This is a genomic window from Pseudogulbenkiania sp. FW507-F1 (genome assembly GCF_058781125.1).
Genome location: NZ_JBYSWM010000022.1, coordinates 16,395 through 40,942, shown reverse-complemented (window position 1 = coordinate 40,942; position 24,548 = coordinate 16,395). Strand labels below are relative to the sequence as shown.

Below are 24,548 nucleotides of genomic sequence, written 5' to 3'. Positions count from 1 at the left end.
CTCTACGCTTAACATAAAAAGTCAAAAAGGCCCTGCTCAATGGTTTTTCAAAAAAGCCTGACCCGTGAATTGACTTTTACTGCGGTCAGCGTGTTCGTGGTCCTGTTGGCCATTCTGGTCACTACCCAGACCATCAATCTGCTCGGCCGTGCCGCCGAGGGGCGCATCGCCAATGAGGCGGTAGCGGCCCTGATCGGTTTCTGGACACTCGGCTTGTTTCCCCTGCTGTTGATTCTCACCGTATTCATCAGCGTCCTGGTGGTGTTGACCCGACTCTGGCGGGATCATGAAATGGCCGTCTGGCTGGCCTCGGGTGTGTCGCTCAAGGACTGGGTCAAGCCGGTGCTGCGTTTTGCCGTCCCCTTGGCCATTCTGGTCGGCATCTCATCGCTACTGATCGGACCCTGGGCTGAGCAGCGCAGCCACGAATACGCCGAAATCCTCAAACAGCACGAGGATGTTTCGGCCATATCCCCCGGCATTTTCAAGGAATCCCACTCCTCCCGTCGCGTCTATTTCGTCGAGAATTTCTCCGGAAAGAACGGCTCGGCCGCCAACATCTTCATGCAGGACATGAGCAAGGGTAAGGTGGCCAGTATTTTCGCCAAATCCGGCCGAATCGTGACCAACGAGCAGGGCGAGCGGCTTCTGGTGCTGGAAAACGGCCGGCGCTATGTCGGCAATCCGGGAGAGGCGGACTATGAAGTTGCCGAATTTGCCCGCTACAGCGTGGTCATCAATGACCAACCCCAGTTTATTCCCTCAGGCAACTCGCGCCAGACCATGACCTCCGCCGCGCTGGCCCTGAGCGACAAGGCCGGCGACAAGGCCGAACTCGGCTGGCGGGTGTCCATGCCCATCAGCACGGTCGTCCTGGCGCTACTCGCCATTCCCTTGTCTTATTTCAATCCGCGCAGCGGCCACACCTACAACCTTCTGCTGGCCCTGCTGGCTTACTTCGTTTACCAAAATGCCCTAACCCTATGCCGTAACTGGGTGCTGCAAGATCGCCTGAGCGCCTATGCGATGCTGGCTCCCCATATGCTGATGTTGCTGGTAGCACTCGGCATGCTGGCGTACCGCAACCGCCCGGCCAGTTCACCGGGTCGCTTCCTGGGCCAGCTCATCCGGAAATCCTGATCCATGAAACTGATTTACCGCTACATCACCACCCAGCTGACCGTGGCCACGCTGTATGCGCTAGCAGCCCTGCTCGCGCTGTACGCTTTCTTCGACATCATCAAAGAAGTCCCCGACTTGGGACACGGCAGCTACGGCGTGCCGCAGATGCTGCTCTACATTGCGCTCCTGATGCCGGGTCACGCCTACGAACTGATGCCCCTCGTGGTTCTGATCGGCGGCATGGTCGCCATGACCCAGCTCGCCACCAGCAGCGAATACACCATCATCCGCACCAGTGGCGTCACCCTCGCCCAGGTCGCGGGCGTGCTGTTGCGTTTCGGCATCGGCTTTGCCGTGATCACCGGCCTGCTGGGCGAATTCGGCGCCCCGTTCTCTGAAAAGCAGGCGGAGCGCATGAAACTATCGGCGACCAAGTCGATGGTCACCCAGGAGTTCCACTCGGGCATCTGGGTCAAGGATGACCAGAATTTCATCAACGTGGGCGAAATGCTGCCGGACAACACCCTGCTCGGGGTTCGTATCTACACCTACGACAAGGACTACCGCTTAGTGCAAACCCGCTTTGCCGAGCGCGGCACCTATCAGCGGCCACAGCACGTGTGGCGACTCGAAAAGGTCAAGGAAACCACGCTGGGCGACAAGGCGACAACAACACGCCAACTCAACACCCTGGATTGGCATTCGGTGATCGAACCGTCGATCCTCGACGTGCTGCTGGTAGTCCCCGAGCAGATGTCGGCCATGGACCTGACGACCTACATCGAACACTTGCGCAGCAATGAGCAGAAAACCCAACGCTACGAAATTGCCTTGTGGAGCAAATTTTTCTATCCGCTGGCCTGCATCTCCATGGCCCTGGTGGCTCTCGCCTTCACGCCGCGCCAACGCCGTCATGCCCAACTGGGGATAAGGCTGTTCGTCGGCATCTGCCTGGGGGTCGCCTTCCACTTCGTCAACCGGCTGTTTGCGCACCTGGGCCTGCTCTACGACTGGAATGCCATGTTTGCGGCCACGCTCCCCACCCTGTTGTTCCTGCTGGCGGGCATTACCATCACCGTGCGACAAGAAAGGCGCTGACATGACCGATCCGATGCTCGAACGCTGCAAGGCCTGGCGCCGGACACTCAACGACGGTCGTCAGCGGCTGGCTGAGGCCTACTTGAAGAAGCGTGATCCGGAGCGCTTCCTCAAGCAATACAGCCAGGTCGTCGATGGCATCCTGCAGGACATGTGGGGAGCACTGGAGCTCGGCCAGCAGGCGGCGCTGGTCGCGGTCGGCGGCTACGGGCGCGGGCAATTGTTCCCGCACTCCGACATCGACCTGCTGTTCCTGCTGCCATCGGCCACCGAAACCGAGCTGAACGATGCGATCACCCGCCTGATCGGCCTGATGTGGGATAGCGGACTGGAGGTCGGCCACAGCGTGCGCACCCTCGCGGAGTGCCTGGAAGAAGCCGCCAACGACATTACGATCGAGACCACGCTGCTGGAAAATCGTTTCCTTGCCGGAGACGCCCAGCTACACCAGGAAGTCTGTACCGCGCTCGCCCAGCAGCGCGACCCATTGGCCTTTTTCGAAGGCAAGATTCTCGAACAGCAGCAGCGTCATAACCGCTACTTCGGTGTCACCAACAACCTCGAGCCGAACGTCAAGGAAAGCCTGGGCGGCTTGCGAGACCTGCAAACCATCCTGTGGATCAGCAAGGCCATCGATCTGGGCGACAACTGGGATGCGCTGGTGCGGCGCGGCATCCTGACCTTGGCCGAAGCCCGCCTGATCAAGCATAGCGAGAGCCAGCTGCAGAAACTGCGCATCGACCTGCACCTGCTGGCGCGCCGGCGCGAAGATCGTCTGATCTTCGACCTGCAACAGCAAATGGGCCTGGCTTGGGGGCTCAAGGACACCCCGGCCAAGCGCGCCAGTGAACAGGTAATGCAGTTGTATTACCGTGCCGCCAAGACGGTCGGCCAGCTGAACGGCATTCTGCTCCCCAACCTGCGGGCACGGATTTATTCGCAGGTGCCGCGCGTCACGCAGAATCTCAACGCCCGCTTCTATAGCGTCAACGGCATGCTGGGGATTCGTCGCCCGGACGTGTTTGAGAAAGAGCCGTCGGCGATTCTGGAAGCCTTCCTGATCCTGCAGAGAAACCCGGAATTGACCGGCTTTGCGCCGCGCATGCTGCGCGCCCTATGGCACGCGCGCAGCCGCATCAACGAGAAATTCCGCCGCGACCCGACCAATCGGGCGCTATTCATGCAGATTCTGCGCGAACCCGGTCTGACCCGAACGCTGCGACGCATGAATCTGTACGGCGTACTGGGCAAGTACCTGGCCAACTTCGGCCGCATCGTCGGTCAGATGCAACACGATCTGTTCCACGTTTACACTGTGGACGAACACATTTTGATGGTGGTGCGCAACCTGCGCCGCTTCGCCATCAGTGCTTTCAGCCACGAATACCCACTGCTCTCTAGGCTGATGAACGATTTTGTCCGGCCGGAAGCGCTGTACGCGGCCGGGCTGTTCCACGACATCGCCAAGGGCCGGGGCGGCGACCACTCGGAGCTCGGTAAGGACGACGCGCGCCAGTTCTGCGAAAGCCACGGCCTGTCGGCCGAAGATACCGAGCTGGTGGTGTGGCTGGTCGGCGAACACCTGACGATGTCGAGCGTCGCCCAAAAGCAGGACATCTACGATCCGGATACCGTGCTGCGCTTCGCCGACATGGTGCAAACCCCGCGCCGCCTCGCTGCACTGTACATGCTCACCGTGGCCGACATTCGCGGCACCAGTCCCAAGGTGTGGAACGCCTGGAAAGCCAAGCTGCTGGAAGACCTCTATCACGCCACACTCAAGGTACTGATGAGCGGCGGTGCACTGGACGTGGCCTCCGAGCTGAATGACCGCAAGCAGGAGGCCCTCACCCAATTACGCCTGTTCGCAGTACCCGACGACGCCATTCAGCGTTTCTGGGATGAGCTGGACACGGTCTATTTCCTGCGCCACGAAGCACGCGAGATCGCCTGGCACACCCGGGTGCTGAACCGTTTCACCCACGTCACCGAACCGATGGTCAAGACGCGACTGTCGGACGACCGCGAAGGCATCCAGGTTCTGGTCTATACCCCGGACCAGCCGGAGCTGTTCGCCCGCATCTGCGCCTTCTTCGGTCGCAGCAATTACAGCATTGCCGACGCCAAGATTCATACCACGCGGCACGGCTACGCGCTCGACACGTTCCACGTCTTTATCCCGGAGCACCATGATGGCGACTACCGGGATATGATCAACTTCATCGAATTCGAACTGGCGGACTGCCTGAAAAAAGCGGCACCGATCGCTCTGCCTCCCGCGGGCCGTATCAGCCGCCATCTCAAGCACTTCCCGGTCAGCCCCCAGGTCATGATCCGCCCCGACGACCGCGACAACTTCTTCGTGCTGACGATCGTGGCGGGCGACCGGCCCGGCCTTCTGGCGCGGATCGCCAAGGTGCTGACCGGCTACCGGCTCAACGTCCACTCGGCCAAGATCATGACGCTGGGCAGCCGCGTCGAGGACTCCTTCCTGGTCACCGGCTCGGCGTTGAAAGACGGCAAGAGCGTGCTGGCGCTGGAGGGAGAACTGCTCGAAACGCTGCGCCTGTAACGAAGGAGAAAAGCATGCTGTTCCTGGAAGACCTGACCCCCGGCCGACGCTTCGAGACCGGTAGCCATACCCTCACCGAGGAAGAGTTGCTGGCCTTCGCGCACCAGTTCGACCCGCAGTTTTTCCATACCGACCACGAAGCGGCCAAGAACAGCGTGTTCGATGGCCTTGCCGCCAGCGGCTGGCACACCAGCAGCCTCAGCATGCGCCTGGTCGCCCTGTCCGAGCTGGGCACGGTGGCGAACGGGCTGGTCGGCATGGACATCATTTCGATGCGATGGCCACGCCCCACCCGCGCCGGGGACATCCTCACCGTGTGTGTCGAGGTGCTGGAAAACCGTCGCTCCAACAGCCAGCCCGGCTTCGGCATCGTCACCGTACGCTGGACCACCACCAATCAACGGCAGGAAATCGCCATGCAACTGGAAAACCGCATCTGGGTCCAGGCGCGCGGCGAAGCGGACTGAGCCGATAGAGCCGGCCCGCCCGGCATGATCGTTTGAGGGTTAAGCAGGGCGTGCCACAACAGCAGCGGCACACCCCGAACAGAAAAAAGCAGACGCTGGGCACCCGCACGGCTGTCCCCCTCTGAACGGGTCTTCAGCGGTCATTCCACTTGCGGAAATCGGCTGTCAGCTTGGAGAGGTCGCCGGCCGTTTCGGCCAGATGGTTCGAGCTCTGTTCGATGGCACGCGTGGTATGCAGATTCTGCTCGGCGATGGCGTTGAGCTGCTCCAGCGAGGCCGCCACCTCGTGCACCGACTGCGAGTTTTCCTCCATGCCCATGGCGAGATCGTTGGCTTGACGCCGCGCCTGCTCGGCCACCTGCATCAGGTTCTCGAGGTTGGCCGAAGATTGGCGGATATGCCCGCTGACCTCTTCCACCTCTTCGACCGTGGCATCCATGCTGGAGACGGCCTGGCGCGTGATCTCACCGATTTGCTGAACCACTTCGGTAATCGAGCCGGTTGCCGAACTGGTCCGTTCCGCAAGTTTGCGCACCTCGTCGGCCACCACGGAAAAGCCGCGTCCCGCCTCGCCGGCGCGCGCCGCCTCGATGGCTGCGTTGAGTGCCAGCAGGTTGGTCTGCTCGGCGATCTCGTGGATCATGTCGGTCATGGTGCGGATACGCTGCATCGAGTGATCCATTTCGGAGATCGCTGCGCGTGAGGTTCCAACCACCGACACCGTGCGCTCGGCAGCCCGTGTCGCCGCCTGCATCGTGTCCTTGCCGGCTTCGGCAACCGATTTCGTCGATTCGGCCCCGTTCAGATTCTGCTCCGCCAGTTCCGCCACATCTTTGATCGCCGCGCTCATGGTTTCCATGTTGCGACTGATCTGCATCAGGCCTTCGCCCTGCTGTACCGAGCGCGCCGCCAGCGAATGCATCTCGTCGCGCAACTGGTCAGCCTGGCCGGAGGTCCGCGAACCCGCACCGATCACATCCGCCACCACGGCGCGATAATGGATGCGCAACGACTCCAGACCGCCGATCACCTCGCCCAGCAGCCCGCCATCACGGACCTGGAGGTTGCGGCCGAGCCGCCCCTCCGCGAGTTCACCGAATCCCTGCCGCAACAGACCCAACACCTTGTTGACTCGCCACCAGCCCCAAGCCCCGCCACTCACCGCCAGCACAGCGCCGGCCGTGGCAAGCGCTGCCCCGCCCGCTCCTAGTGGCACTAGACTGCCGGCCAACAACAACACGACCCCGCTCCCCGCCAGCAAAGGGGCCCAGCGCAGCACGTCGATGCAACGTCGCAAGGCCTTGAGGGTGGACGGCACCACCGCCTGCTTGTTGCGGACAGCCTGGTACAACGTCGTGGCGGCCGCAATTTCCTCGCGCCGAGGCGCCGATCGCACCGACATGTAACCGGTGATCTTGCCATGCTCGGTAATCGGCGTGACATACGCCTCCACCCAGTAAAAATCTCCATTCTTGCAGCGATTCTTAACCAAACCCCGCCACGGCCGCCCCGTCTTGATGGTCTCCCACAGGTCGGCAAAGGCCTCGGGCGGCATATCCGGATGGCGCACGATGTTGTGATTGCGGCCGACCAATTCCGCTTCGCTGAAGCCACTGATATCGACAAAGGCACGGTTCACATAGGTGATGCTGCCCTTGGCATCGGTCTTGCTGACGATAGGGTTGGATGGGTCGACCAGATGTTCCTGATCGGTAACCGGCAGGTTGATTTTCACGAAACGATCTCAGAAATAACGATATTTTATAATTATTATTTATAATAAATAATTGCCCGGAACAAAGCAAAGCAATCGTCGCTCACTTTGCCTTGAGCGACATCAAGCCGATCAAAACCGGCGCGAGATGGTCGGGGGGTCCATGGCGGGGATCGGCGGAAGGATGGGGCAGGCGGTTGACCGGGAAACCACCCATGGTGGTCGCTAGTGCTAACCGGGTTCAGGTGACGTTGTTGAATCTGGCCAAGGGGAGGCAAAGAGCGTGGAAAGCGGGGTTCTGCGGGCAAATCGCGTATCCCGGCCACCACGGCAGGGCTCGCATCCCCGCTCTATTCTACTTATCGCACCAGCCCTCCCTGGCCGGAGGACGCAACCACTCGACAATGGTCTGCCACGCGGCACGATCCCTAGCCACCTTGCTGGCAGGCAGATCGAACAAGGTCAGGCCTTGCGCCGCGGCCTGCACATACAACTGGGTATCCCGCAGCCAGCTCAGCACTGCCACGTCGTGGCGCTGCAGAAAGGACTCCAGCTCGCGCGCCGAGCGGGTGCGCGGGTCGACACGCATGCCGACCACCGCCATGAATACCTTGTTTTTCCTGATCGCCTTTTCTTCCAGCAGCCGATGGAAGAATTCCTCACCCGCCCACATGTCGAACGGGGAAGGCTGAATCGGGATCAGGATACGGTCGACTCGGGAGATCAGGGTGTTGAGTCGCTTGCCATGCAGCCCGGCAGGGCTATCCAGCACCACGACGCTGGTGCCCTTCGGCGGCTTTGCCGGCTCGCCGGGCTCGACCTGCCAGCCGTGAATGCTCGGCAGTGCCGGCGGGCGTTGTGCCAGCCAGCGAAGGGAAGACTGCTGCCGATCGACATCGCCGAGCATGACCTTGTCACCGCTGTTGGCAAAATATCCGGCCAGATTTGTCGCCAGGGTCGATTTGCCACTCCCACCCTTGGGGTTGGCAACCAGCACCGAAAGCACCATGCTCGTCTCCATTGCATCACGGCGCGATGACTCTACCAAAGCCATCGCCCTTGCCTGTTTTAGGAAATTCTGTTCAGCTTGCCGCTGGATACAGGGAAACAACCATGATACGCAGCTTTGACGCCGTCTTGTTCGATATGGACGGCCTGATGATAGATACCGAATCGGTGAGCGCTTCGAGCTGGCGCCTGGCGGGCGAATCGCTCGACATCCAGATCCCCGAGGAGCTGATTCACAGCATGGTCGGCCTGTCGGTCAGCCGGAGCCTGGAGAGGGTCATCGAGCACTACGGCGACCGCACCCTCGGCCAAGCCTTGAGCGAAGCCTGCCGTCATCACTACCGGCGCCAGCTCGCCGAGGATGACATTCCCCTCAAGAGTGGTATCGAGGCGGTGCTGGATTGGCTGAGCGAACAGGACATTCCGCGCGCCGTGGCGACGTCGACACAACGGCTGATGTGCGACCTCAAACTGCAACGCACCGGTTTGGCGCGTTATTTCGACATCAGCGTTGCCGGTGACGAGGTCCCGCATACCAAACCGGCCCCCGACGTTTACCTGGCCGCCGCCGCCAGGCTCGACATCGCGCCTGAGCGCTGCATTGTGCTTGAGGACTCTCCGTACGGGCTCCTGGCGGGACACACCGCAGGCATGCGTGTCATCCTGGTGCCAGACCTGATCAAGCCGAGCCCGGAAGACAACGCCAAGGCCCTCGCCACGTGCGACACCCTGCACGACGCCCTGAACCTCCTCAAGTCACTGTGACATCGACAGGTTGGCCGAACACCTCGGCTAACCTAGCCCCGGGCCTTTCCGTCAGTTGGCGTATTGGCCTGGTCTTCAAGAACCGTCAACGCCCCGTACAGATAATCGGTCAGCTGGGCCAGCAACTGCCCGCCCTGCTCCGCCGGCGCTTCCAGAGTCAGCTGCACCCGATCGCCGTAAGCGGCCTCCAGTACGACCACCCCATGATCCGAACAAAAGCGCCGCAATCGCGACTCCTCGGCAAAGCCGGTACTGACCCTGTAGCGAACCAGCTTGACGGTCGGCAGTAGCTGGGCCTGCTGCAACGCGGTACTCACCGCCTGGGCATAGGCCCGCACCAAGCCGCCGGCTCCCAGTTTGATGCCCCCGAAATAGCGCACCACTACCGCCAGCACGTTGCCCACGTCCTTGTGCGTCAGCACCACATACATCGGCTTGGCCGCCGTGCCGGAAGGCTCACCGTCGTCGTCGAGTCCCGAATTCCCTTCCGTCAGCAGGACCGAGCAGTAATGTCGGGCATCCTTCCAGCGCTGGCGCACCTCGGCCAAGCGGTCCATGGCCTCGGCCCGGCTGGTCACCGGATAGAGTACCGCGATGAAGCGGCTTTTCTTGATCTCGATCTCGGCCGTTACCGGTGCCGCCAGTTGCAACATTGCTGCCTTCCCTCAAGCTGAAGCCATGAATAAATCACACTGTGCCTACCTGGATCGATTCGCGGGCGCGCGGCAGCACACCCTGCTACCCGAGTTTTGTTAGCACACGCAAAGCCCCCATCTTACCCGAAGCCCCACCTAGACTGAGATGAAGCAAAGCAATTGCCGATGAGCCCGGCCAGGCCAACACGTCTCTCATGCTTGTCACCAACCCAGCCGGGACGGACAATAACCCATTCATCATGGCCGGAAAGGTAACGATGCCGATCACCCCTACCCTATGGTTCGCCTGCGCCGTGGTTGCCCTAATCGCCGAGTTCGTCACCGGCACCTTCTACCTTTTGGTGGTAGCGCTAGCCCTGGCCGGGGGTGGGCTGGCGGCACTAAGCGGCTTTGGAACCGCCGCCGAGCTGACCGCTGCCAGCCTGACCGGCGTGATCGGACTGTGGCTCGTCACCCGCTGGAAACAGCGCCACGCCAACCCGCGCCAGCCTCGCCGCGAACCTGACTTCGGCCAACCCGTACGCATCGTCAGCATTGGCGGCAATGGTCAAGCCCGCGTTCATTACCGTGGCACCGAATGGGACGCCGAACTGCTCGACCCCACCCTCTCTCGCGGCCAGACCGGTTACATCACCGGCAGCGATGGCGGCCGGCTCAAGATTTCCTCAACACCACCAGGACAACACTAATGGAACTGGCGCTCATCCTCTTTCTGGCCGTAGTGATCTTCGTCCTCAAGTCGATCAAAGTCGTACCGCAACAGCATGCCTACGTGATCGAGCGGCTCGGACGCTACCACGGCACGCTGCAGCCCGGACTCAGCATCGTCGTACCTTTCGTTGATCGCGTCGCCTACAAGCACATCCTCAAGGAGATTCCGCTCGACGTTCCCAGCCAGATTTGTATCACGCGCGACAACACCCAGCTCAAGGTCGACGGTATCCTGTACTTCCAGGTCACCGACCCGCAGCGCGCCTCCTATGGCTCCAGCGACTACATACTGGCCATCACCCAACTGGCCCAGACCACGCTGCGTTCGGTTATCGGCAAGATGGAACTCGACAAGACTTTCGAGGAGCGTGACGAGATCAATCGCGCGGTCGTGGCGGCACTTGACGAAGCCGCCTTCTCCTGGGGGGTCAAGGTGCTGCGCTATGAGATCAAGGACTTGGTGCCTCCGCAGGACATCCTGCACGCCATGCAGGCACAGATCACGGCCGAGAGGGAAAAGCGCGCCCTGATCGCCTCGTCGGAAGGCCGCAAGATGGAACAGATCAACATCGCCTCCGGCACGCGTGAAGCAGCCATCCAGCAGTCGCAGGGCGAAATGCAGGCCACCATCAACCAGTCGGAAGGGGCAAAGCAGGCTGCCATCAACAAGGCCCTCGGCGAAGCGGAAGCCCTGCGCCTGGTTGCCACTGCCACGGCCGAAGCCATCCAGCGCGTGGCTGGGGCGATCAAGACCGAGGGCGGCATCGAAGCGGTGAATCTCAGGGTGGCCGAGCAATATGTCGACGCGTTCGGCAAGCTCGCCAAAGAGAACAATACCCTGATCCTGCCCGGCAACGTCGCCGACATCGGCGGCCTGGTTGCCAGCGCCATGAGCATCGTCAAGCAGGTTCAACGTTAAGACAGCCTACGGCCGCAGCTTGTATTGCGGCCGGCCTGCCCCCATAATCGTTTGCATGAAATTCCTGTCCGACCTCTTTCCCGTCCTGCTGTTCTTCGGTGCCTACTGGTTCAGCAGAGACATGTTTATCGCCACCGCTGTCGCCATTGCCGCCACCACATTGCAAGTGGCCAGTGCTTGGCTGCGCCACCGCAAGGTCGAAACCATGCAATGGGTCAGCCTCGGGCTGATCGTGGTGCTGGGCGGTGCCACCTTGCTGCTGCATGACAAGCATTTCATCATGTGGAAGCCGACCGTACTGTACTGGATCATGGGCGCTGGGCTGCTGATCGGGGAACTTGCCGGCAAGAACGGCATCAGAGCCTTGGTTGGACAGCAAATGGAACTCCCCGCAGCCGTATGGCGCAAGCTCAATTACGCATGGGTGGCGTTCTTTGCCCTGATGGGTGCGCTTAACCTGTTCGTTGCCTACCGCTTCAGTGAAGACATCTGGGTCAATTTCAAGCTGTTTGGTGGATTGGGCCTGATGTTCGCCTTCGTCATCGCCCAAAGCCTGTTTCTCTCCAAGTATCTAGAGGAAAAAAAGTAATGCTGTACGCCATTATCGGCCAGGACCAGCCAGGCTCTCTGGAAAACCGTCTGGCCGCCCGCCCGGCGCACCTGGCGCGCTTGCAGGCTTTGCAAGAGCAGGGCCGCTTGCTCGTCGCCGGGCCGTTTCCGGCCATCGACTCGCCTGATCCGGGTCCAGCCGGATTCAGCGGCAGCCTGATCGTGGCCGAATTCGCTTCACTCGACGAGGCGCGCGACTGGGCCGATGCCGACCCCTACGTCGCTGCCGGCGTTTACGCGCAGGTCGAGATCAAACCGTTCCGCAAGGTTTTCCCGGCATGAGCGACATCCTGCAACGGATGCAAGAACGCCTGTCGTCCAGCCTGCAACCCGAACACCTCGACATCGAGGACGATAGCGCCGCCCATGCCGGCCACGCCGGCGCCCGATCGGGTGGTGGACACTATAACCTGACCATTGTCAGCCCCTGCTTCGCGGGTCTGAGTCGTGTCAAGCGCCACCAAATGGTATACGAGGCGCTGGGCGATCTCATGAAAACCGGCATCCATGCCCTGGCCATCAAGGCTTTCGCCCCGAACGAAATCTGATATCACCAATAAGGATTCCCTCATGCGACATTCCCGTCTCGCCGCTCTGCTGTTCGTTGCCGCCATCGGCATCCCCGGCCTCGCTGCTGCGCAAGCCGTTGCCACCGTCAACGGTGTCGCCATCGACAAAAAAGACGTCGACGAAGCCGTCACCATGCTGAGCAAGAATAGCAATGGCAAAGTCCAGGATAGCCCGGCACTGCGCGAGCAGATCAAGGAAAACCTGATCAACAAGCAGCTGATCCTGCAGGAAGCCACGCGCCGTGGCCTGGAAAAACAGCCGGATTTCGTCGAGCGCCTGCAGAACGTTCGTGAAGAGATGCTGCGCGATGCGCTGTTTGCCGAGATCGTGAAACAGAGCCCGGTTACCGACGCCAAGATTAAGGCCCGCTATGACCAGCTCGCCTCCCAGCAGGCCGGCAGCAAGGAAGTGCACGCCCGCCAGATCATGGTGGCCAGCGAGGCGGAAGCCACCAAGGTGATCGCCGACCTGAAGAAGGGCAAGAAATTCGAAGACCTGGCCAAGACGCTTTCCAAAGACCCGGCCGCCAAACAATCTGGCGGCGACATGGGCTGGGGCAACCTGAGCCAGATGGAACCCAAGCTGGCTGAAGCGCTGAAAGGTCTGGGCAAGGGCCAGAGCAGCAGCCAGCCGTTCAAATCCGGGCTGGGCTGGCACGTATTCAAGATTGAAGACATCCGCGACGCCAAGTTGCCGCCGCTGAACGAAGTGAAAGCCCAGATCGCTCGCCAGATTCAGCAAGAAGACGTAGCCAAGGCCGTCGGTGAACTTCGCTCCAAGGCCAAAATCCAGTAAATCAAGAACGACAAAGGATACTATCCAACATGCGCAAAACTCTGCTGCTTAGCACCCTGACCGCCGCCGTGCTGTCGACCGCCGTCTTGGCGGCGCCTCCGGTCGTCAACGGGACCGCCATTTCCCAGTCCCGTATCGACGCCGTCGTCCGCATGATGGAAGCCCAAGGCCAGCAGTCGTCGCCGGACCTGCAGGCTGCGGCGCGTGACCAACTGATTACCGCCGAAATCCTGCGTCAGGCAGCGGTGAAGAAAGGTCTCGACAAGTCGCCCGAATACCGCGCCGAGCTGGAGAACATGCAGACCATGGCACTGGCCAGCCGTCTGATCAAGGACTTCCAGCGCAGCAACCCGGTGAGCGATGCACAGCTGCGCGCCGAATACGACAAGATCAAGTCGCAGTTCCCGGAGAAGAAGAGCTATCATGCTCGCCACATCCTGGTTCCGACCGAAGCGGAAGCCAAGGCCGTGATCGATGCGTTGCGGAAGGGCAAGGCGTTTGACCAGCTGGCCAAGGAAAAGTCGATCGATCCGGGCAGCAAGAACAACGGCGGTGATCTCGGCTGGAGCGAAGCCAGCAACTTTGTTGCCCCGTTCTCCGAAGCCATGACCAAGCTGGCCAAGGGCCAGGTCACCTCGGAACCGGTCAAGACCGAATTTGGCTGGCACGTGATCAAGCTTGACGACGTGCGCACCGAAGCGGCCCCGCCGGTGGAACAGATCCGCCCGCAGCTGGAACAGCGCATCATGTCCGGCCGCATCGAGAAGTTCATCAGTGATCTGAAGGCCAAGGCCAGTATCCAGTAATCGGGATGCTAGTCATCAAAAAACGGGGCGGATAACCGCCCCGTTTTTTTTTCATTGCCACACCCGCACTCACTCGTCGTCGCACCACTTCGGGGTTCGCTTGCCCATGAAGGCGGCCACCCCCTCCAGCTGCTCTTCCCCCCCGACCAGCCGCAGCATGGCTTGCTTCTCCAAAGCCAGATGTTCCTCCATGTCATGGTATGCACTGCCCACGATCAGCTTGCGTACCTCCTGGATGGCTCGCGGAGCCTGGCGCGCGACTTTATTCGCCAGACTGACGGCAACAATCTTGGACAGGCCGGGGTCAACCACCTCTTCCACCAGGCCAATGGACAAGGCCTTGGCCGCCGTGAGAATCTCACCGCCAAGAATGATCCGCTTCGCCCAGGACACACCGACCTTGTCAGTCAACGCCTTGGTGCCACCAGCGCAAGGCAGCAGCCCTACCTTGGTCTCCGGGAGACCAAGCTGCGCGCCGACTTCTGCCACCATGTAATCGCAAGCCAAGGCGCACTCCAGCCCTCCCCCCAAGGCATAGCCATTGATCGCGGCCACAGTTACTCCATGGAAACCGCGGATCGCACCGAATGCCAGCGCAAAGGCATCGATGACCTCGGCAGCCAACTGCCGGTCTCCGCCGGCAAACTGATTAAGGTCGGCACCGGCCGAGAAGAAGGCATCGCCTTCTCCAGTTAGCACCACGGAACGGATCAAATCGTCTTGTTCGATTTCCTCCATCACCGCCCCCAATTCACGCAGACTCGCCAACGTCCACAGGTTGGCCGGAGGGTTGTTGATGGTCAGAATGGCCGATTGCCCGAGTTTCTCGACAGTCACACTGTTCGCCATGATGCTCCTCACTACGCTCTCGTTTGTTATGGTTGTGAACGTTCATGGCGGCAGGCACCTCACAGCAGCCTCTCAGGGCAGCGCAGGGTGCGCCCAGCCATTGTTGACACAGATATTTACCAGTACAACAACTGTTTCTTACTTATTGATTTTTAGCTCTTTGCTTGGTGAATGCCAAAATAAAATCGGTGCCTTTTCAATTATTCCAAAGGCAAGAAAAGCGACATGCAGGTAGAGCCACTGCCTCTTTGGTAAAATCAGGCTTTCCGTGACGGTGCCGTCGATGATTGAAACCAGTTTTCTTGTTTTGTTCCTGGCCGGGCTCCTCGGCGGTGGGCACTGTATCGGCATGTGTGGCGGCATAGTCACGGCGCTGTCCCTGAATCTGCCCGAGCAACGACGCGGTTTCATCCTGCTCTCCTACAATATCGGGCGCATGGCCAGCTACGTACTGATTGGCGCCTTACTCGGCGGTCTGGCGCAGGCAGGGCTCTCCTTGCTGCAAGTACGCCCGCTGCAAATTGGCCTCTACCTGCTGGCCAACGTGATGATCATCGGCATGGGGTTATACCTGGCAGGGTTATCGCCCGCCATCACCCGCATCGAAACAATCGGGAAGCCCGTGTGGCGGCGCTTGCAGCCGCTGTTGGCTCCCCTGCTGCCGATACGCCATCCAGGTCAGGCGCTGCTGGCAGGCGCGCTGTGGGGATGGTTGCCGTGCGGATTGGTCTATAGTGCCAGCCTCACCGCCCTGGCCTCGGGGTCGGCCGCTCGTGGCGCGCTGGTCATGCTGGCGTTTGCTCTGGGAACGCTGCCCAATCTGCTCGCCATGGGTTTGTTCGCCAACACCTTGAAACGCTGGCTGCAAAAACGGCCAGTGCGGCTGATTGCCGGACTGGCCGTGGTGGGAATGGGTGTGTATCAATTACTCAGCCATCTGCTGCCGCAACACCCCCACTTTTGATCAACGGAACGATTTGAGAATGGTATCCACGTTGTAACGGAACAGCGCCAGGTAGCTATTGGCCGGTCCGTTGGGCGCCGACAGGGCATCGGCGTACAGTGCCGCGCCAGCCTTCACATTGGCCTCCCTTGCCAGTTGCTCGAGCAGGCGCTTGTCGCTCATGTTCTCAAAGAAGATGGCCTTGACCTTTTCCTTTTTTACCTGTCGTACCAGCATCGCCACGGCCTTGGCTGACGCCTCGGTATCGGTGCTCACCCCCTGCGGCGACAGCAGCTGGATGCCATAGCGCTTACCCAGGTAAGCAAAAGCGTCGTGCGAGGTCAGTACCTTGCGCTGCACGGCCGGCACGGCGGCAAAGGCCTTGGCCGCCCATTGATCCACCTCGCTCACCCTGCGTCCGTAGTCGGCCGCGCGCTGCCGGTAGACGGCTTGTCCCTCTGGATCCGCCTTGCTCAACCCTTCCGCAATGTTCTTGATGTAAGTCTGCACCCGCTCGGGGTCTTGCCAGGCGTGCGGGTCGACACCACCATGCTGGTGGCCGTGCTCTTCCACCCCATGCTCCTCCACCATCAACGGCTGGATACCCTTGCTGGCTTCGATCAGCGTTCCCTTGAACCCGGCGGAACGGGTAAGACGCCCCATCCACCCCTCGAAGCCCAGGCCGTTGACGACGAACACCTTGGCCGCGGCCAGGCGTTTCACGTCCGCCGGCGCCGGCTGAAACACGTGGGCATCTTGGTTAGGACCGACCAGCGACACCACTTCGACGCGGTCGCCGCCGATTTCACGGGTCATGTCCGCCACGATACTGAAACTGGCTATAACCGGCAGCTTGGCCCACGCCCACAAAGGCAGGCTCAAGAGGGCAACACCCAACAAAGTTTTCTTCATTTCTTTACCTTACGACTCGAAATGGCGGGCACGGATATAACGGGGCAAGGCCCCACCCAGCGGCGCCACGAACAGGGACAGCAGATAGAACAGCCCGGCCAGCAGGATGATCGCCGGCCCGGATGGAAGTTCAAAATGATAGGACAGCAGCAGCCCGCCGATGCCGCAGACAAACGCCAACCCGACCGAGAAGGCCAGCATGCGGCCGATGCTCGGCACCCACAGCCGGGCCGTGATGGCAGGCAGCATCATCAAACCCACCGCCATCAGCGTGCCCAGCGCCTGGAAGCCGGCCACCAGATTCAGCACGACCAGCATCAGGAATGCCAGATGCCAGATACCGCCTTTGCCGCCGACCGCACGCAGGAACACGGGGTCGAGGCTCTCCAGTACCAGCGGGCGATAGATGATCGCCAGCACCACTAGGCTGAACGACGCTACGCCGGACACCAGCAGCAAGGCGGCATCGTCCACCGCCAGCACCGAACCGAACAGGATGTGGATCAGGTCGACGTTGCTGCCATTGCGCGACACCAGCAATACCCCTACGGCCAGCGACAGCAGGTAGAAGGCAGCGAAGCTGGCGTCTTCCTTGACGGTGGTGAAACGGGTGGCGAGGCCAGCCAGCAACGCCACCAGCACCCCGGCGACAAAGCCTCCCAGGCTCATTGCCGGCAAGCTCAATCCGGCCACCATGAAACCGACCGCCGCCCCGGGCAGTACGGCGTGGCTCATCGCATCGCCCATCAGGCTCATGCGTCGCATCACCAGGAACAGGCCGACGGGGCCGCTACCCAGCGCCAGCGCCAGGCAGCCCGCCAAGGCACGGCGCATGAAGGCGAACTCGACGAAGGGCGAGATGAGCAGGTCGTACAAGTGCGTCATTACACCGCCTCCTCGTCCACACGGCAAACCGGAGCACGTTCGTGCCAGTGCGCTGCCGTTTCCGCCGCCCGGCGCAGGTTGAGGTCGGTCAACACCAGTTCAGTCTTGCCCCAGGCCACGACTTCGCGCGCCAGCAGCAACGTGTACGGGAAGTAGGCCCGTACCTGTTCATAATCGTGCAGCACCGCGATCACCGTGCGTCCTTCATCGCGCCAGCGGCGCACCAGCTCGAGCAGATCGTAAGTGGTCTTGGCATCGACGGCGTTGAACGGCTCGTCCAGCAGGATCAGCGGCGCATCCTGCAGCAGGATGCGGGCAAACAAGACGCGCTGGAACTGCCCGGTCGACAGGGCCGAGATCGGACGCTCGGCGAAGTCGACCAGCCCCACTGCCTGCAGCGCCTCCTGGATCTTTCCCCGCTGCTTTCGGCCAACCTTGCCGAACACCCCGGTCTGGTGCCACAGCCCCGTGGCCACCAGGTCGTGGACCGAAACCGGCAGGGTACGGTCTATCTCCGACTGTTGCGGCAGATAGGCAATGTCCTTGCGCTGAAATGGCCCCAGGTTGACATGACCGGAGTCCGGCTTCAGTGCGCCGATCATGGTCTTGAGCAGCGTGCTCTTGCCGGCGCCGTTGGGCCCGAAGATGGCGGTCGCCTCGGCTTCGGCAAACGATCCGCTGACGTGATGCACCGCCGGGTGACGCAGGTAGGAGACCGTCAGGTTCTCGACGCGAACACTCATTCCCCGCCCCCCATTGCCCAGCCGACGATGCTCCACAACAGGGCCAGCAGGACCAGCACGCCGCCCAGCCGCTCGGCCACCGACATTCCCATCAGGCTGACGCCAAGCTGCGGAGTGGGTTCCTGATGATGGTGATGATGATGATCATTATTCATGATGATGCCATTCACTGTTGTTCGATACAGGCGCGCAAGGCGGCCTCGATCTCTTCCGCATCCAACTCGGGCGCGATCAATTCGAAGCGGCTGTCACGACGCCAGGCAACCTGGCTCGCCCCCCACTGCCCTTCCGCCCAGTTGAGCCAGACCCACGAACCCAGCACCCGGAATACCCCCTTGGCACGCACCAGCCCCGGCACACGTTGCGGCAGGGTGTCGAAGAAATCCGTCAGCGCCTCGCCGTTGAAGTCCGTATCCGGGGAGAAGAGCCAGCCCTGCGAGCGCCAGTCCATGGCGGCCTGAGGCGGCACTGCCGGGCGATAACGCGATTTGGGCACCACCGCGAGGTCGAGCCAGGCCGGATCCAGCGCCCCCTGCCGCACCTCAGACACCAGCGATTTTGGCGGAAACAGACTGGCCGCCTGGCGCCGGAAGGCGTCCAGCATGTCGACGTCGGCCAGGTCGACCTTGTTGGCGACCAACACGTCGGCCAGTGAGACCTGGTCGCGATAAAGCGGCTGGCGGAAGTAATCGGGATTGGTGAACTGGCGTGGGTCGACCACGGTCAGTACCGCCCCCAGCGTCAGTGCATCGCCCAGCGGCGGTTCGCGCAATTCGTCGATCACGCCCGCAGCATGGGCCAGCCCGCTGGCTTCGATCAGAAGCCGGTCAGGCCGCTCGCGGCGCAGCAGGTTGGCCACGGTGACCGTCATTTGCGGGCCGGCCACGCAGCACATGCAGCCACCGGCGATTTCAGCCACCGGCAGTTCGTCGCTGCTCAGAGCCGCGCCGTCGATACCGACCTCGCCAAATTCATTGACGATAACAGCCCAGCGCTCATGTGCCGGCCGGTTGGCGATCAGATGGCGCAAAGCCGTGGTTTTGCCCACCCCGAGAAACCCGGTGAACAGATTGACAATCGTTTTCTTCATGCGTGACATGCCTTGCATAACCCGGTGAGCAGCAAGTTCTGCTCACGACTTTCAAAACCCACCGCCTCGGTCACTTCCTTCAGCGCCCCCAAAAACTGGCTGGCATCGATTTCCTCGACCCGCCCGCACTGCTCGCACACCAGGATCAAACCATGGTGATTGCATTCGAAATGACTGCATACGACGAAGCCGTTCAAGGCATCCACCTTATGCAACAACCCCTGCTCGACCAGAAAGTCGAGTGCCCGGTAGACGGTTGGCGGCGCGGCCACACCGCGCTCGCGCTGCAGATCGGCCAACACCTGGTAAGCCTTGACCACGCCATCATATTCGAGCACCAGCTCGAGGATATGCCGGCGCAAGGCAGTGAGCTTGCAGCCTCGGTGCAGGCAATGCTGCTCGGCAGCGGCCAAATAGCTTTGCTTGTTCATCACGGGAAAGGTCAACGATTCTGGAGTGAAGTCATTATGTTATTATATAACACTTCCCTTCACAACTATTAACACTCTTGGCATGTATAATGGATTTCTCATGGTGTTAGACTGGCTTCACGCCAATCAACGACCGGAGAAGAACATATGAAGCGGATGCTATCGTGTCTGGCTGGCTGCCTCTTGGTAACCAGCGCGCTTGCCGCAGGCCTGATCACCCCTCGTTCCGACGCCTTCGCGCAGTGCCAGCAAGCGGCGCAGCGGACCGCGCAATCAGCGCCGGGCAAAAACAATCTGACGCGCGACGAACAGGCCAAACTGGCCGCTCATCTGGACATGCTCGCCGAGCAAACCCTGCAACTCGACACCCCTAGCCAGGCTGGTAAAGCCAGTCATTACACGGCACGTCGCTCGAAGCAGGCCGGCGAGCTGAGTTGAGACCAACCGTCCGTCACCGCTCCCTCGCGTTTTACCCGAGCGCTTCAGCTTAACTTAAGCTGAAGCGCTCACTCTTACCGGCTTGTTCAACCCGAGTTCGACGCCAATGACACTCCCGAAAAACCTTGCCCCCGCCCTCGCCCTGTTAGTTCTGTCGCTCCCGGTCTTGGCCTCGTCCGGGGAAGAGCGCCAGCAGTCCTTCAAGAAAATCCTGCGAACGTTCGAGCCGATGGGGCTGGTGGCACGCGATCGCGCACCGTACCGCAAGGATGAATTCATCAAGCAGGCGGATACACTGAAGCAGATCGCTGCGACCCCCTTCACCTTGTTCACGCCGAACAGCATCGACGCGAAAAGCCGAGCCAAGCCCGAAATCTGGAGCCAGCCGGAAAAATTCAAGGCCGCACAGCAGAAGTTCCTGACGGCGGTGAACGACCTCGATGCCGCGGCCAAAACGGGCGACATCGCCAACATCAAGCGCAGTTATGGCGTGGTGGCACAAAGCTGCAAATCCTGTCACGACAGCTTCCGCGGCCCGGAAAAGTGAGCCGCACGACAGTCATAAAAAAAGCTGGCATAGGCCAGCTTTTTTTATGACTGTGTATCCGGAGGCTAATGCAATAGCGCGTAGAACACTCCCGCCGAACCGCCCAGCGCGAGCAGCGCCAAGCCCGCCGGAGCAAAATGCAGCGAGCGGACCTGCCCATCGATCGCCTTGTAACCGGTAATCATCGGCAGCACCAGGTTTTTGCGCTTGACCACGCGATACACCAGAATGGCCAGCAGGTGCAGCGACACCAACACCAGCAACGCATCGAACGAGGCCTTGTGCCAGGCCGTGATGCGCTCGGCCACTTCGCCGGCGACACGGGCCGCCAGCGGGCCATCGTACAGATAGCTGTCGACGTCGGCGGCAAACAGCCCGGAGAGCACCTGCAGCGACAAGGTGCAAAGCAGGGCCAGCACCATCCAGCCCCCCAGCGGGTTATGCCCCGGCTGCTCCGCCTCGCTCAATTCGCCGCGCAGGTAGCGTACCACCGTGCGCGGCCCGGCCACGAAACGGCCAAAGCGCGCCGTCTCGCTGCCGAACACGCCCCATACCAAGCGAAACAGCAAGAGCGTGGCCAGCGTAAAACCCGCCAACTGATGGTAATGCAGCCAGTCGCCGCCCTGTTTGCCGGTAAACCACATGGCGCCAAACAGCCCGGCCATACCCCAGTGAAACAGGCGAAGCGGCAAATCCCACACCATCACCCGCTGCTTCACGCTATTACACCCCGGCGCCATGCGCCTGCTGGTCGGCGTGGTAGCTGGAACGCACCATGGCGCCAACCGCCGCATGCTTGAAGCCGGCCTCGTAAGCCTTGTCCTCGAATTGCTTGAACACCGTCGGATGGACGTAGCGCAGCACCGGCAGGTGGCCGTCGGTCGGCTGCAGATACTGGCCGATGGTGATCATGTCGATGTCGTGGGCGCGCATGTCGGCCATCACTTCGTACACTTCCTCGTCGGTCTCACCAAGGCCGACCATGATGCCGGACTTGGTCGATACATTCGGGTTGCGCGCCTTGAATTCCTTGAGCAGGGTGAGCGAGTGCTGGTAATCGGCACCCGGACGGGCCTGCTTGTAGAGACGCGGCGCGGTCTCCAGGTTGTGGTTCATCACGTCCGGAGGCGTTTGCGTCAGGATGTCCAGCGCAATGTCGAGACGACCGCGGAAGTCCGGCACCAGCACTTCGATCTGGGTGCTCGGCGACAACTTGCGGATTTCGCTGATGCAGTCGGCAAAGTGCTGGGCGCCGCCGTCACGCAGGTCGTCGCGGTCGACCGAGGTGATCACCACGTACTTGAGCCGGAGCGCGGCCACGGTTTCGGCCAGGTGCTTGGGCTCGTTCGGATCGAGCGGGTTGGGACGACCATGGCCGACGTCGCAGAACGGGCAGCGCCGGGTGCAGATGTCGCCCATGATCATGAAGGTAGCGGTGCCGTTGCTGAAACACTCGCCGATGTTCGGGCAAGTGGCTTCTTCACAGACGGTATGCAGCTTCTGCTCACGCAGGATCTGCTTGATCTCGTTGAAACGCTGGCCGTTGGGCAGCTTGGCGCGAATCCACTCGGGCTTCTTCAGTTTTTCGTCGAGCGGCACGATCTTGATCGGAATGCGTGCGGTCTTTTCGGCGCCCTTGTGCTTCACGCCAGTCTGGTTGTCCAGTTTCATGCGGTCTCCTTCTTCACCGTCAGGTGTCGCTCCAGGTGCGGCAGCAGGCGTTCAGCCGTTTCAGCTACCGTCAGCGAAGCGCCTTGGTCTTTGATCTGCGTGACCTTGAGGCCGGCGTAGCCGCAAGGGTTGATCCAGCTGAACGGTGTCAAGTCCATGTCCACGTTCAGGCTCAGACCGTGATACACCGCGCCGTTCTTGATGCGCAGTCCCAGCGAGGCGATCTTCTCGCCCCGCACGTATACCCCCGGCGCATTGACGTCGCCGTTGGCTTCGATACCCAGTTCGGCCAAGAGATCGATGACCGATTGTTCGATGCGCCGCACCAGTTCGCGCACGCCGATGCCCATGCGCTTGAAGTCGATCAGCAAGTACACCACCAGCTGACCGGGGCCGTGGTAGGTCACCTGGCCGCCACGGTCGCACTTCACGACCTCGATCTGGCTCGGCATGATCAGGTGCTCTGGCTTGCCGGCCAGACCCAGCGTGTACACCGGCGGATGCTCCAGGCACCACAGCTCGTCCGGCGTATCGGCGGTACGATTATCGGTAAAGGCCTGCATGGCCCGCCAGGTGGGCGAGTAGTCGACCAGCCCGAGATGCTTGACGATACGACCCATGGTTACAGCGCCACCTTGACCATGGCGTGGGCGGTCAGCGCCATGTAAATGCTGTCCAGCTGCTCGCGCGACACGGCCATGACGTTGACCGTCAGCGAGATGTACTTGCCGCTGGAACTGTCACGCGCCACGATGTCCACCATCTCGAGATCCGGCGCGTGCACCCGCACCACCTCGTAAATGATGGTGTGGAATTCCGGATGGTGCTCGCCCATCACCTTGATGGGGAAGCGGCAGGGGAAATCCAGCAAATCCTTGAGATCGTTACTCATGACACCACATCCTGAAAACAGACAAAGGTTGGCCGAAGCCCTCGTGGGCAGCCGGCCAACCGCATGCGCTTACCAGCCCAGCATCAGCTTGATGCTGTCCCACAAGCGGCTGAAGAAATTACCCTGTTCGATCGCCTTCAGCGCCACCACGGGGCGTTCCAACACCTTCTTGCCATCCAGGCTGACGACCAGCTTGCCCACGACCTGGCCCGCCTTGATCGGCGCGATGACCGGCTGACTGGTGGTCAGGTCGGCTTTGAGCTGGGCAGACTGCCCCTTCAGCACCGTGGTGTAGACATCGCTGGCGAAACCGATCGGCAGTTTCCTGGCATCGCCCTTGTACACCGGAATTTCCGAAACCGGCTTGCTCGCCGCATAGAGTTTGGGCGTATCGAAGAATTGCAAGCCATAGTTCAGCAGCTTGGAACTTTCCACCGCGCGGGCTTCCGGACTGGCGGTACCCACCACCACGGAAATCACCCGACGGCCATCGCGGCGGCTGGATGCCACCATGTTGTAGCCGGCGTCGTCGGTGAAGCCGGTTTTCATGCCGTCGACGTTGGGGTCGCGGTACAGCAGCAGGTTGCGATTGGGCTGGGAGATGCCGTTATAGGTGAACGACTTGAGCGAGTAGGTCTTGTAGAACTCGGGGTACTCGCGAATGATCGCGCTGGCCAGGATGCCGAGATCGTGTACCGTGGTGTAGTGTTCCGGGTTCGGCAGACCGGTGGCGTTGCGGAACTGGGTGTTGTTCATCCCCAGCCGGCGCGCTTCGGCCGTCATCATCTGGCCGAACGCCTCTTCACTGCCGGCGATGGCTTCTGCCAGGGTCACGCAGGCGTCGTTACCCGACTGCACGTCCATGCCCTTGATCAGGTCGTCGACACTGACCGGAATCTTGGGGTCGAGGAACATGCGCGAACCGCCCGTGGTCCAGCCCTTATGGGACACGGTCAGTTTCTGATCGAGGGTCAGGCGCTTTTCCTTGATGGCCTTGTAGGTCAGGTAACCGGTCATCAGTTTGGTCAGCGAAGCCGGGGCGATCCGCTTATCCGGATCGCTCGAGGCCACGACCTGGCCACTATAAAAATCGACCAGGTAATAAGCCTTGCCGGCGATTTCCGGAACGGGAGGAACGAACGGGGCATTGGCGAAGGAAACGGACGGCAGAGCAACAGCGGCTGCCACAAGCAGGCTAGTCAGTTTTTTCATTAGCGTGGAACGGCACTTCACGATGATGGGTGTGAACGATATGGCCAGCAATTATACCCCTGCTTCGGACCGATGCGGCCAAAAACACACCCGAATCCGCCCTCTTCAACCAAAAATTACCCT

At 61.1% G+C, this 24,548-nt stretch carries 30 protein-coding genes; 15 read left to right on the top strand and 15 right to left on the bottom strand.

All coding sequences use genetic code 11. From position 1 onward, the window contains the following. Positions 1–39 precede the first annotated feature (39 nt). The 4 genes from lptF to AC3WG5_RS14325 are packed head-to-tail and all read left to right on the top strand — an operon-like array spanning position 40 to position 5,259. Positions 40–1,140, top strand: coding sequence for an LPS export ABC transporter permease LptF (lptF, locus tag AC3WG5_RS14340; protein WP_492569165.1), 1,101 nt, complete (start codon positions 40–42; stop codon positions 1,138–1,140). Between the two features lie 3 nt (positions 1,141–1,143). Beyond that, positions 1,144–2,220 (top strand): LPS export ABC transporter permease LptG, encoded by a 1,077-nt coding sequence (gene lptG, locus AC3WG5_RS14335; RefSeq protein ID WP_008953921.1) that lies wholly within the window; start codon positions 1,144–1,146, stop codon positions 2,218–2,220. Position 2,221: 1 nt separating this feature from the next. After that, positions 2,222–4,792 (top strand): [protein-PII] uridylyltransferase, encoded by a 2,571-nt coding sequence (locus tag AC3WG5_RS14330; RefSeq protein ID WP_482582364.1) that lies wholly within the window; start codon positions 2,222–2,224, stop codon positions 4,790–4,792. 14 nt (positions 4,793–4,806) lie between these two features. Next, positions 4,807–5,259, top strand: a complete 453-nt coding sequence (locus AC3WG5_RS14325; RefSeq protein WP_482582366.1) for a MaoC family dehydratase — start codon at positions 4,807–4,809, stop codon at positions 5,257–5,259. A gap of 133 nt (positions 5,260–5,392) precedes the next feature. Here the strand turns inward: AC3WG5_RS14325 and AC3WG5_RS14320 are convergent, their stop codons facing one another. Together AC3WG5_RS14320 and AC3WG5_RS14315 are read right to left on the bottom strand one after the other, a co-directional pair. Further along, on the bottom strand, positions 5,393–6,994 hold the full coding sequence (locus AC3WG5_RS14320; RefSeq protein ID WP_492569162.1) for a methyl-accepting chemotaxis protein: 1,602 nt from the start codon (positions 6,992–6,994) through the stop codon (positions 5,393–5,395). A 334-nt stretch (positions 6,995–7,328) separates the two neighbouring features. Further along, positions 7,329–7,982 carry a nucleotide-binding protein gene (locus AC3WG5_RS14315; protein WP_492569160.1) on the bottom strand — a complete coding sequence of 218 codons (654 nt, stop codon included), beginning with the start codon at positions 7,980–7,982 and terminating at the stop codon, positions 7,329–7,331. A gap of 104 nt (positions 7,983–8,086) precedes the next feature. On the opposite strand from AC3WG5_RS14315, the gene AC3WG5_RS14310 reads away from it, so the two are divergent. Next, complete coding sequence (locus AC3WG5_RS14310) at positions 8,087–8,746, top strand: HAD family hydrolase (protein WP_008953916.1); 660 nt, start codon at positions 8,087–8,089, stop codon at positions 8,744–8,746. A 32-nt stretch (positions 8,747–8,778) separates the two neighbouring features. On the opposite strand, the gene AC3WG5_RS14305 is transcribed toward AC3WG5_RS14310, so the two are convergent. Beyond that, positions 8,779–9,399, bottom strand: a complete 621-nt coding sequence (locus AC3WG5_RS14305) for an IMPACT family protein (protein ID WP_492569157.1) — start codon at positions 9,397–9,399, stop codon at positions 8,779–8,781. A gap of 260 nt (positions 9,400–9,659) precedes the next feature. Between AC3WG5_RS14305 and AC3WG5_RS14300 the strand changes: the two genes are divergently transcribed. From AC3WG5_RS14300 to AC3WG5_RS14270, 7 genes are read left to right on the top strand one after another with little or no spacing between them, the layout of a single operon-like run. After that, a complete protein-coding gene (locus tag AC3WG5_RS14300; RefSeq protein ID WP_008953914.1) occupies positions 9,660–10,091 on the top strand; it encodes an NfeD family protein in 432 nt (143 codons plus the stop codon). Next, positions 10,091–11,032: an SPFH domain-containing protein gene (locus AC3WG5_RS14295; RefSeq protein WP_008953913.1), complete on the top strand. Its 942-nt coding sequence runs from the start codon at positions 10,091–10,093 to the stop codon at positions 11,030–11,032. The genes AC3WG5_RS14300 and AC3WG5_RS14295 overlap by 1 nt, the downstream gene beginning before the upstream one ends. A gap of 55 nt (positions 11,033–11,087) precedes the next feature. After that, on the top strand, positions 11,088–11,621 hold the full coding sequence (locus tag AC3WG5_RS14290; protein ID WP_008953912.1) for a septation protein A: 534 nt from the start codon (positions 11,088–11,090) through the stop codon (positions 11,619–11,621). Continuing rightward, positions 11,621–11,923 carry a YciI family protein gene (locus AC3WG5_RS14285; RefSeq protein ID WP_014086886.1) on the top strand — a complete coding sequence of 101 codons (303 nt, stop codon included), beginning with the start codon at positions 11,621–11,623 and terminating at the stop codon, positions 11,921–11,923. The genes AC3WG5_RS14290 and AC3WG5_RS14285 overlap by 1 nt, the downstream gene beginning before the upstream one ends. Beyond that, on the top strand, positions 11,920–12,189 hold the full coding sequence (locus AC3WG5_RS14280) for a BolA family protein (RefSeq protein ID WP_008953910.1): 270 nt from the start codon (positions 11,920–11,922) through the stop codon (positions 12,187–12,189). The genes AC3WG5_RS14285 and AC3WG5_RS14280 overlap by 4 nt, the downstream gene beginning before the upstream one ends. A 22-nt stretch (positions 12,190–12,211) precedes the next feature. After that, positions 12,212–13,006 carry a peptidylprolyl isomerase gene (locus tag AC3WG5_RS14275; RefSeq protein ID WP_482582380.1) on the top strand — a complete coding sequence of 265 codons (795 nt, stop codon included), beginning with the start codon at positions 12,212–12,214 and terminating at the stop codon, positions 13,004–13,006. Positions 13,007–13,035: 29 nt separating this feature from the next. Then, positions 13,036–13,812 (top strand): peptidylprolyl isomerase, encoded by a 777-nt coding sequence (locus AC3WG5_RS14270; RefSeq protein WP_008953908.1) that lies wholly within the window; start codon positions 13,036–13,038, stop codon positions 13,810–13,812. A gap of 69 nt (positions 13,813–13,881) precedes the next feature. Here the strand turns inward: AC3WG5_RS14270 and AC3WG5_RS14265 are convergent, their stop codons facing one another. Next, positions 13,882–14,661: an enoyl-CoA hydratase gene (locus tag AC3WG5_RS14265; protein ID WP_008953907.1), complete on the bottom strand. Its 780-nt coding sequence runs from the start codon at positions 14,659–14,661 to the stop codon at positions 13,882–13,884. A 283-nt stretch (positions 14,662–14,944) separates the two neighbouring features. On the opposite strand from AC3WG5_RS14265, the gene AC3WG5_RS14260 reads away from it, so the two are divergent. Beyond that, entirely contained in the window at positions 14,945–15,625 is a 681-nt protein-coding gene (locus tag AC3WG5_RS14260; RefSeq protein ID WP_008953906.1) for a sulfite exporter TauE/SafE family protein, read from the top strand. Here AC3WG5_RS14260 and AC3WG5_RS14255 read toward each other — a convergent pair whose 3' ends face one another. The 6 genes from AC3WG5_RS14255 to AC3WG5_RS14230 are packed head-to-tail and all read right to left on the bottom strand — an operon-like array spanning position 15,626 to position 19,665. Next, positions 15,626–16,516, bottom strand: a complete 891-nt coding sequence (locus AC3WG5_RS14255) for a metal ABC transporter substrate-binding protein (protein WP_492569152.1) — start codon at positions 16,514–16,516, stop codon at positions 15,626–15,628. 9 nt (positions 16,517–16,525) lie between these two features. Next, positions 16,526–17,401, bottom strand: coding sequence for a metal ABC transporter permease (locus tag AC3WG5_RS14250; protein WP_008953904.1), 876 nt, complete (start codon positions 17,399–17,401; stop codon positions 16,526–16,528). Further along, positions 17,401–18,144, bottom strand: coding sequence for a metal ABC transporter ATP-binding protein (locus tag AC3WG5_RS14245; protein ID WP_294863961.1), 744 nt, complete (start codon positions 18,142–18,144; stop codon positions 17,401–17,403). The genes AC3WG5_RS14250 and AC3WG5_RS14245 overlap by 1 nt, the downstream gene beginning before the upstream one ends. After that, the gene (locus AC3WG5_RS14240) at positions 18,141–18,299 is read right to left on the bottom strand and encodes a hypothetical protein (RefSeq protein ID WP_492569149.1); all 159 of its coding nucleotides are present in this window, start codon (positions 18,297–18,299) and stop codon (positions 18,141–18,143) included. Before AC3WG5_RS14240 ends, AC3WG5_RS14245 begins: the two co-directional genes overlap by 4 nt. An 11-nt stretch (positions 18,300–18,310) precedes the next feature. After that, positions 18,311–19,243 (bottom strand): CobW family GTP-binding protein, encoded by a 933-nt coding sequence (locus tag AC3WG5_RS14235; protein ID WP_482582388.1) that lies wholly within the window; start codon positions 19,241–19,243, stop codon positions 18,311–18,313. Then, complete coding sequence (locus AC3WG5_RS14230) at positions 19,231–19,665, bottom strand: Fur family transcriptional regulator (RefSeq protein ID WP_008953900.1); 435 nt, start codon at positions 19,663–19,665, stop codon at positions 19,231–19,233. The genes AC3WG5_RS14235 and AC3WG5_RS14230 overlap by 13 nt, the downstream gene beginning before the upstream one ends. Positions 19,666–19,812: 147 nt before the next feature. Here AC3WG5_RS14230 and AC3WG5_RS14225 point away from each other — a divergent pair, with 147 nt between their 5' ends. Together AC3WG5_RS14225 and AC3WG5_RS14220 are read left to right on the top strand one after the other, a co-directional pair. Next, a complete protein-coding gene (locus AC3WG5_RS14225; protein WP_482582390.1) occupies positions 19,813–20,103 on the top strand; it encodes a hypothetical protein in 291 nt (96 codons plus the stop codon). Positions 20,104–20,209: 106 nt separating this feature from the next. Continuing rightward, entirely contained in the window at positions 20,210–20,650 is a 441-nt protein-coding gene (locus AC3WG5_RS14220; RefSeq protein ID WP_008953898.1) for a c-type cytochrome, read from the top strand. A gap of 65 nt (positions 20,651–20,715) precedes the next feature. Here the strand turns inward: AC3WG5_RS14220 and AC3WG5_RS14215 are convergent, their stop codons facing one another. From AC3WG5_RS14215 to AC3WG5_RS14195, 5 genes are all read right to left on the bottom strand, one after another. Beyond that, entirely contained in the window at positions 20,716–21,354 is a 639-nt protein-coding gene (locus AC3WG5_RS14215; protein WP_492569146.1) for a cytochrome b/b6 domain-containing protein, read from the bottom strand. Positions 21,355–21,373: 19 nt separating this feature from the next. Further along, complete coding sequence (gene lipA, locus AC3WG5_RS14210; protein ID WP_008953896.1) at positions 21,374–22,321, bottom strand: lipoyl synthase; 948 nt, start codon at positions 22,319–22,321, stop codon at positions 21,374–21,376. Beyond that, positions 22,318–22,941, bottom strand: coding sequence for a lipoyl(octanoyl) transferase LipB (gene lipB / locus AC3WG5_RS14205; RefSeq protein ID WP_008953895.1), 624 nt, complete (start codon positions 22,939–22,941; stop codon positions 22,318–22,320). Before lipB ends, lipA begins: the two co-directional genes overlap by 4 nt. A 2-nt stretch (positions 22,942–22,943) precedes the next feature. Further along, positions 22,944–23,213, bottom strand: coding sequence for an HP0495 family protein (locus AC3WG5_RS14200; RefSeq protein ID WP_482582393.1), 270 nt, complete (start codon positions 23,211–23,213; stop codon positions 22,944–22,946). Positions 23,214–23,282: 69 nt separating this feature from the next. Further along, positions 23,283–24,425: a D-alanyl-D-alanine carboxypeptidase family protein gene (locus AC3WG5_RS14195; protein WP_492569143.1), complete on the bottom strand. Its 1,143-nt coding sequence runs from the start codon at positions 24,423–24,425 to the stop codon at positions 23,283–23,285. Positions 24,426–24,548: the final 123 nt, after the last annotated feature.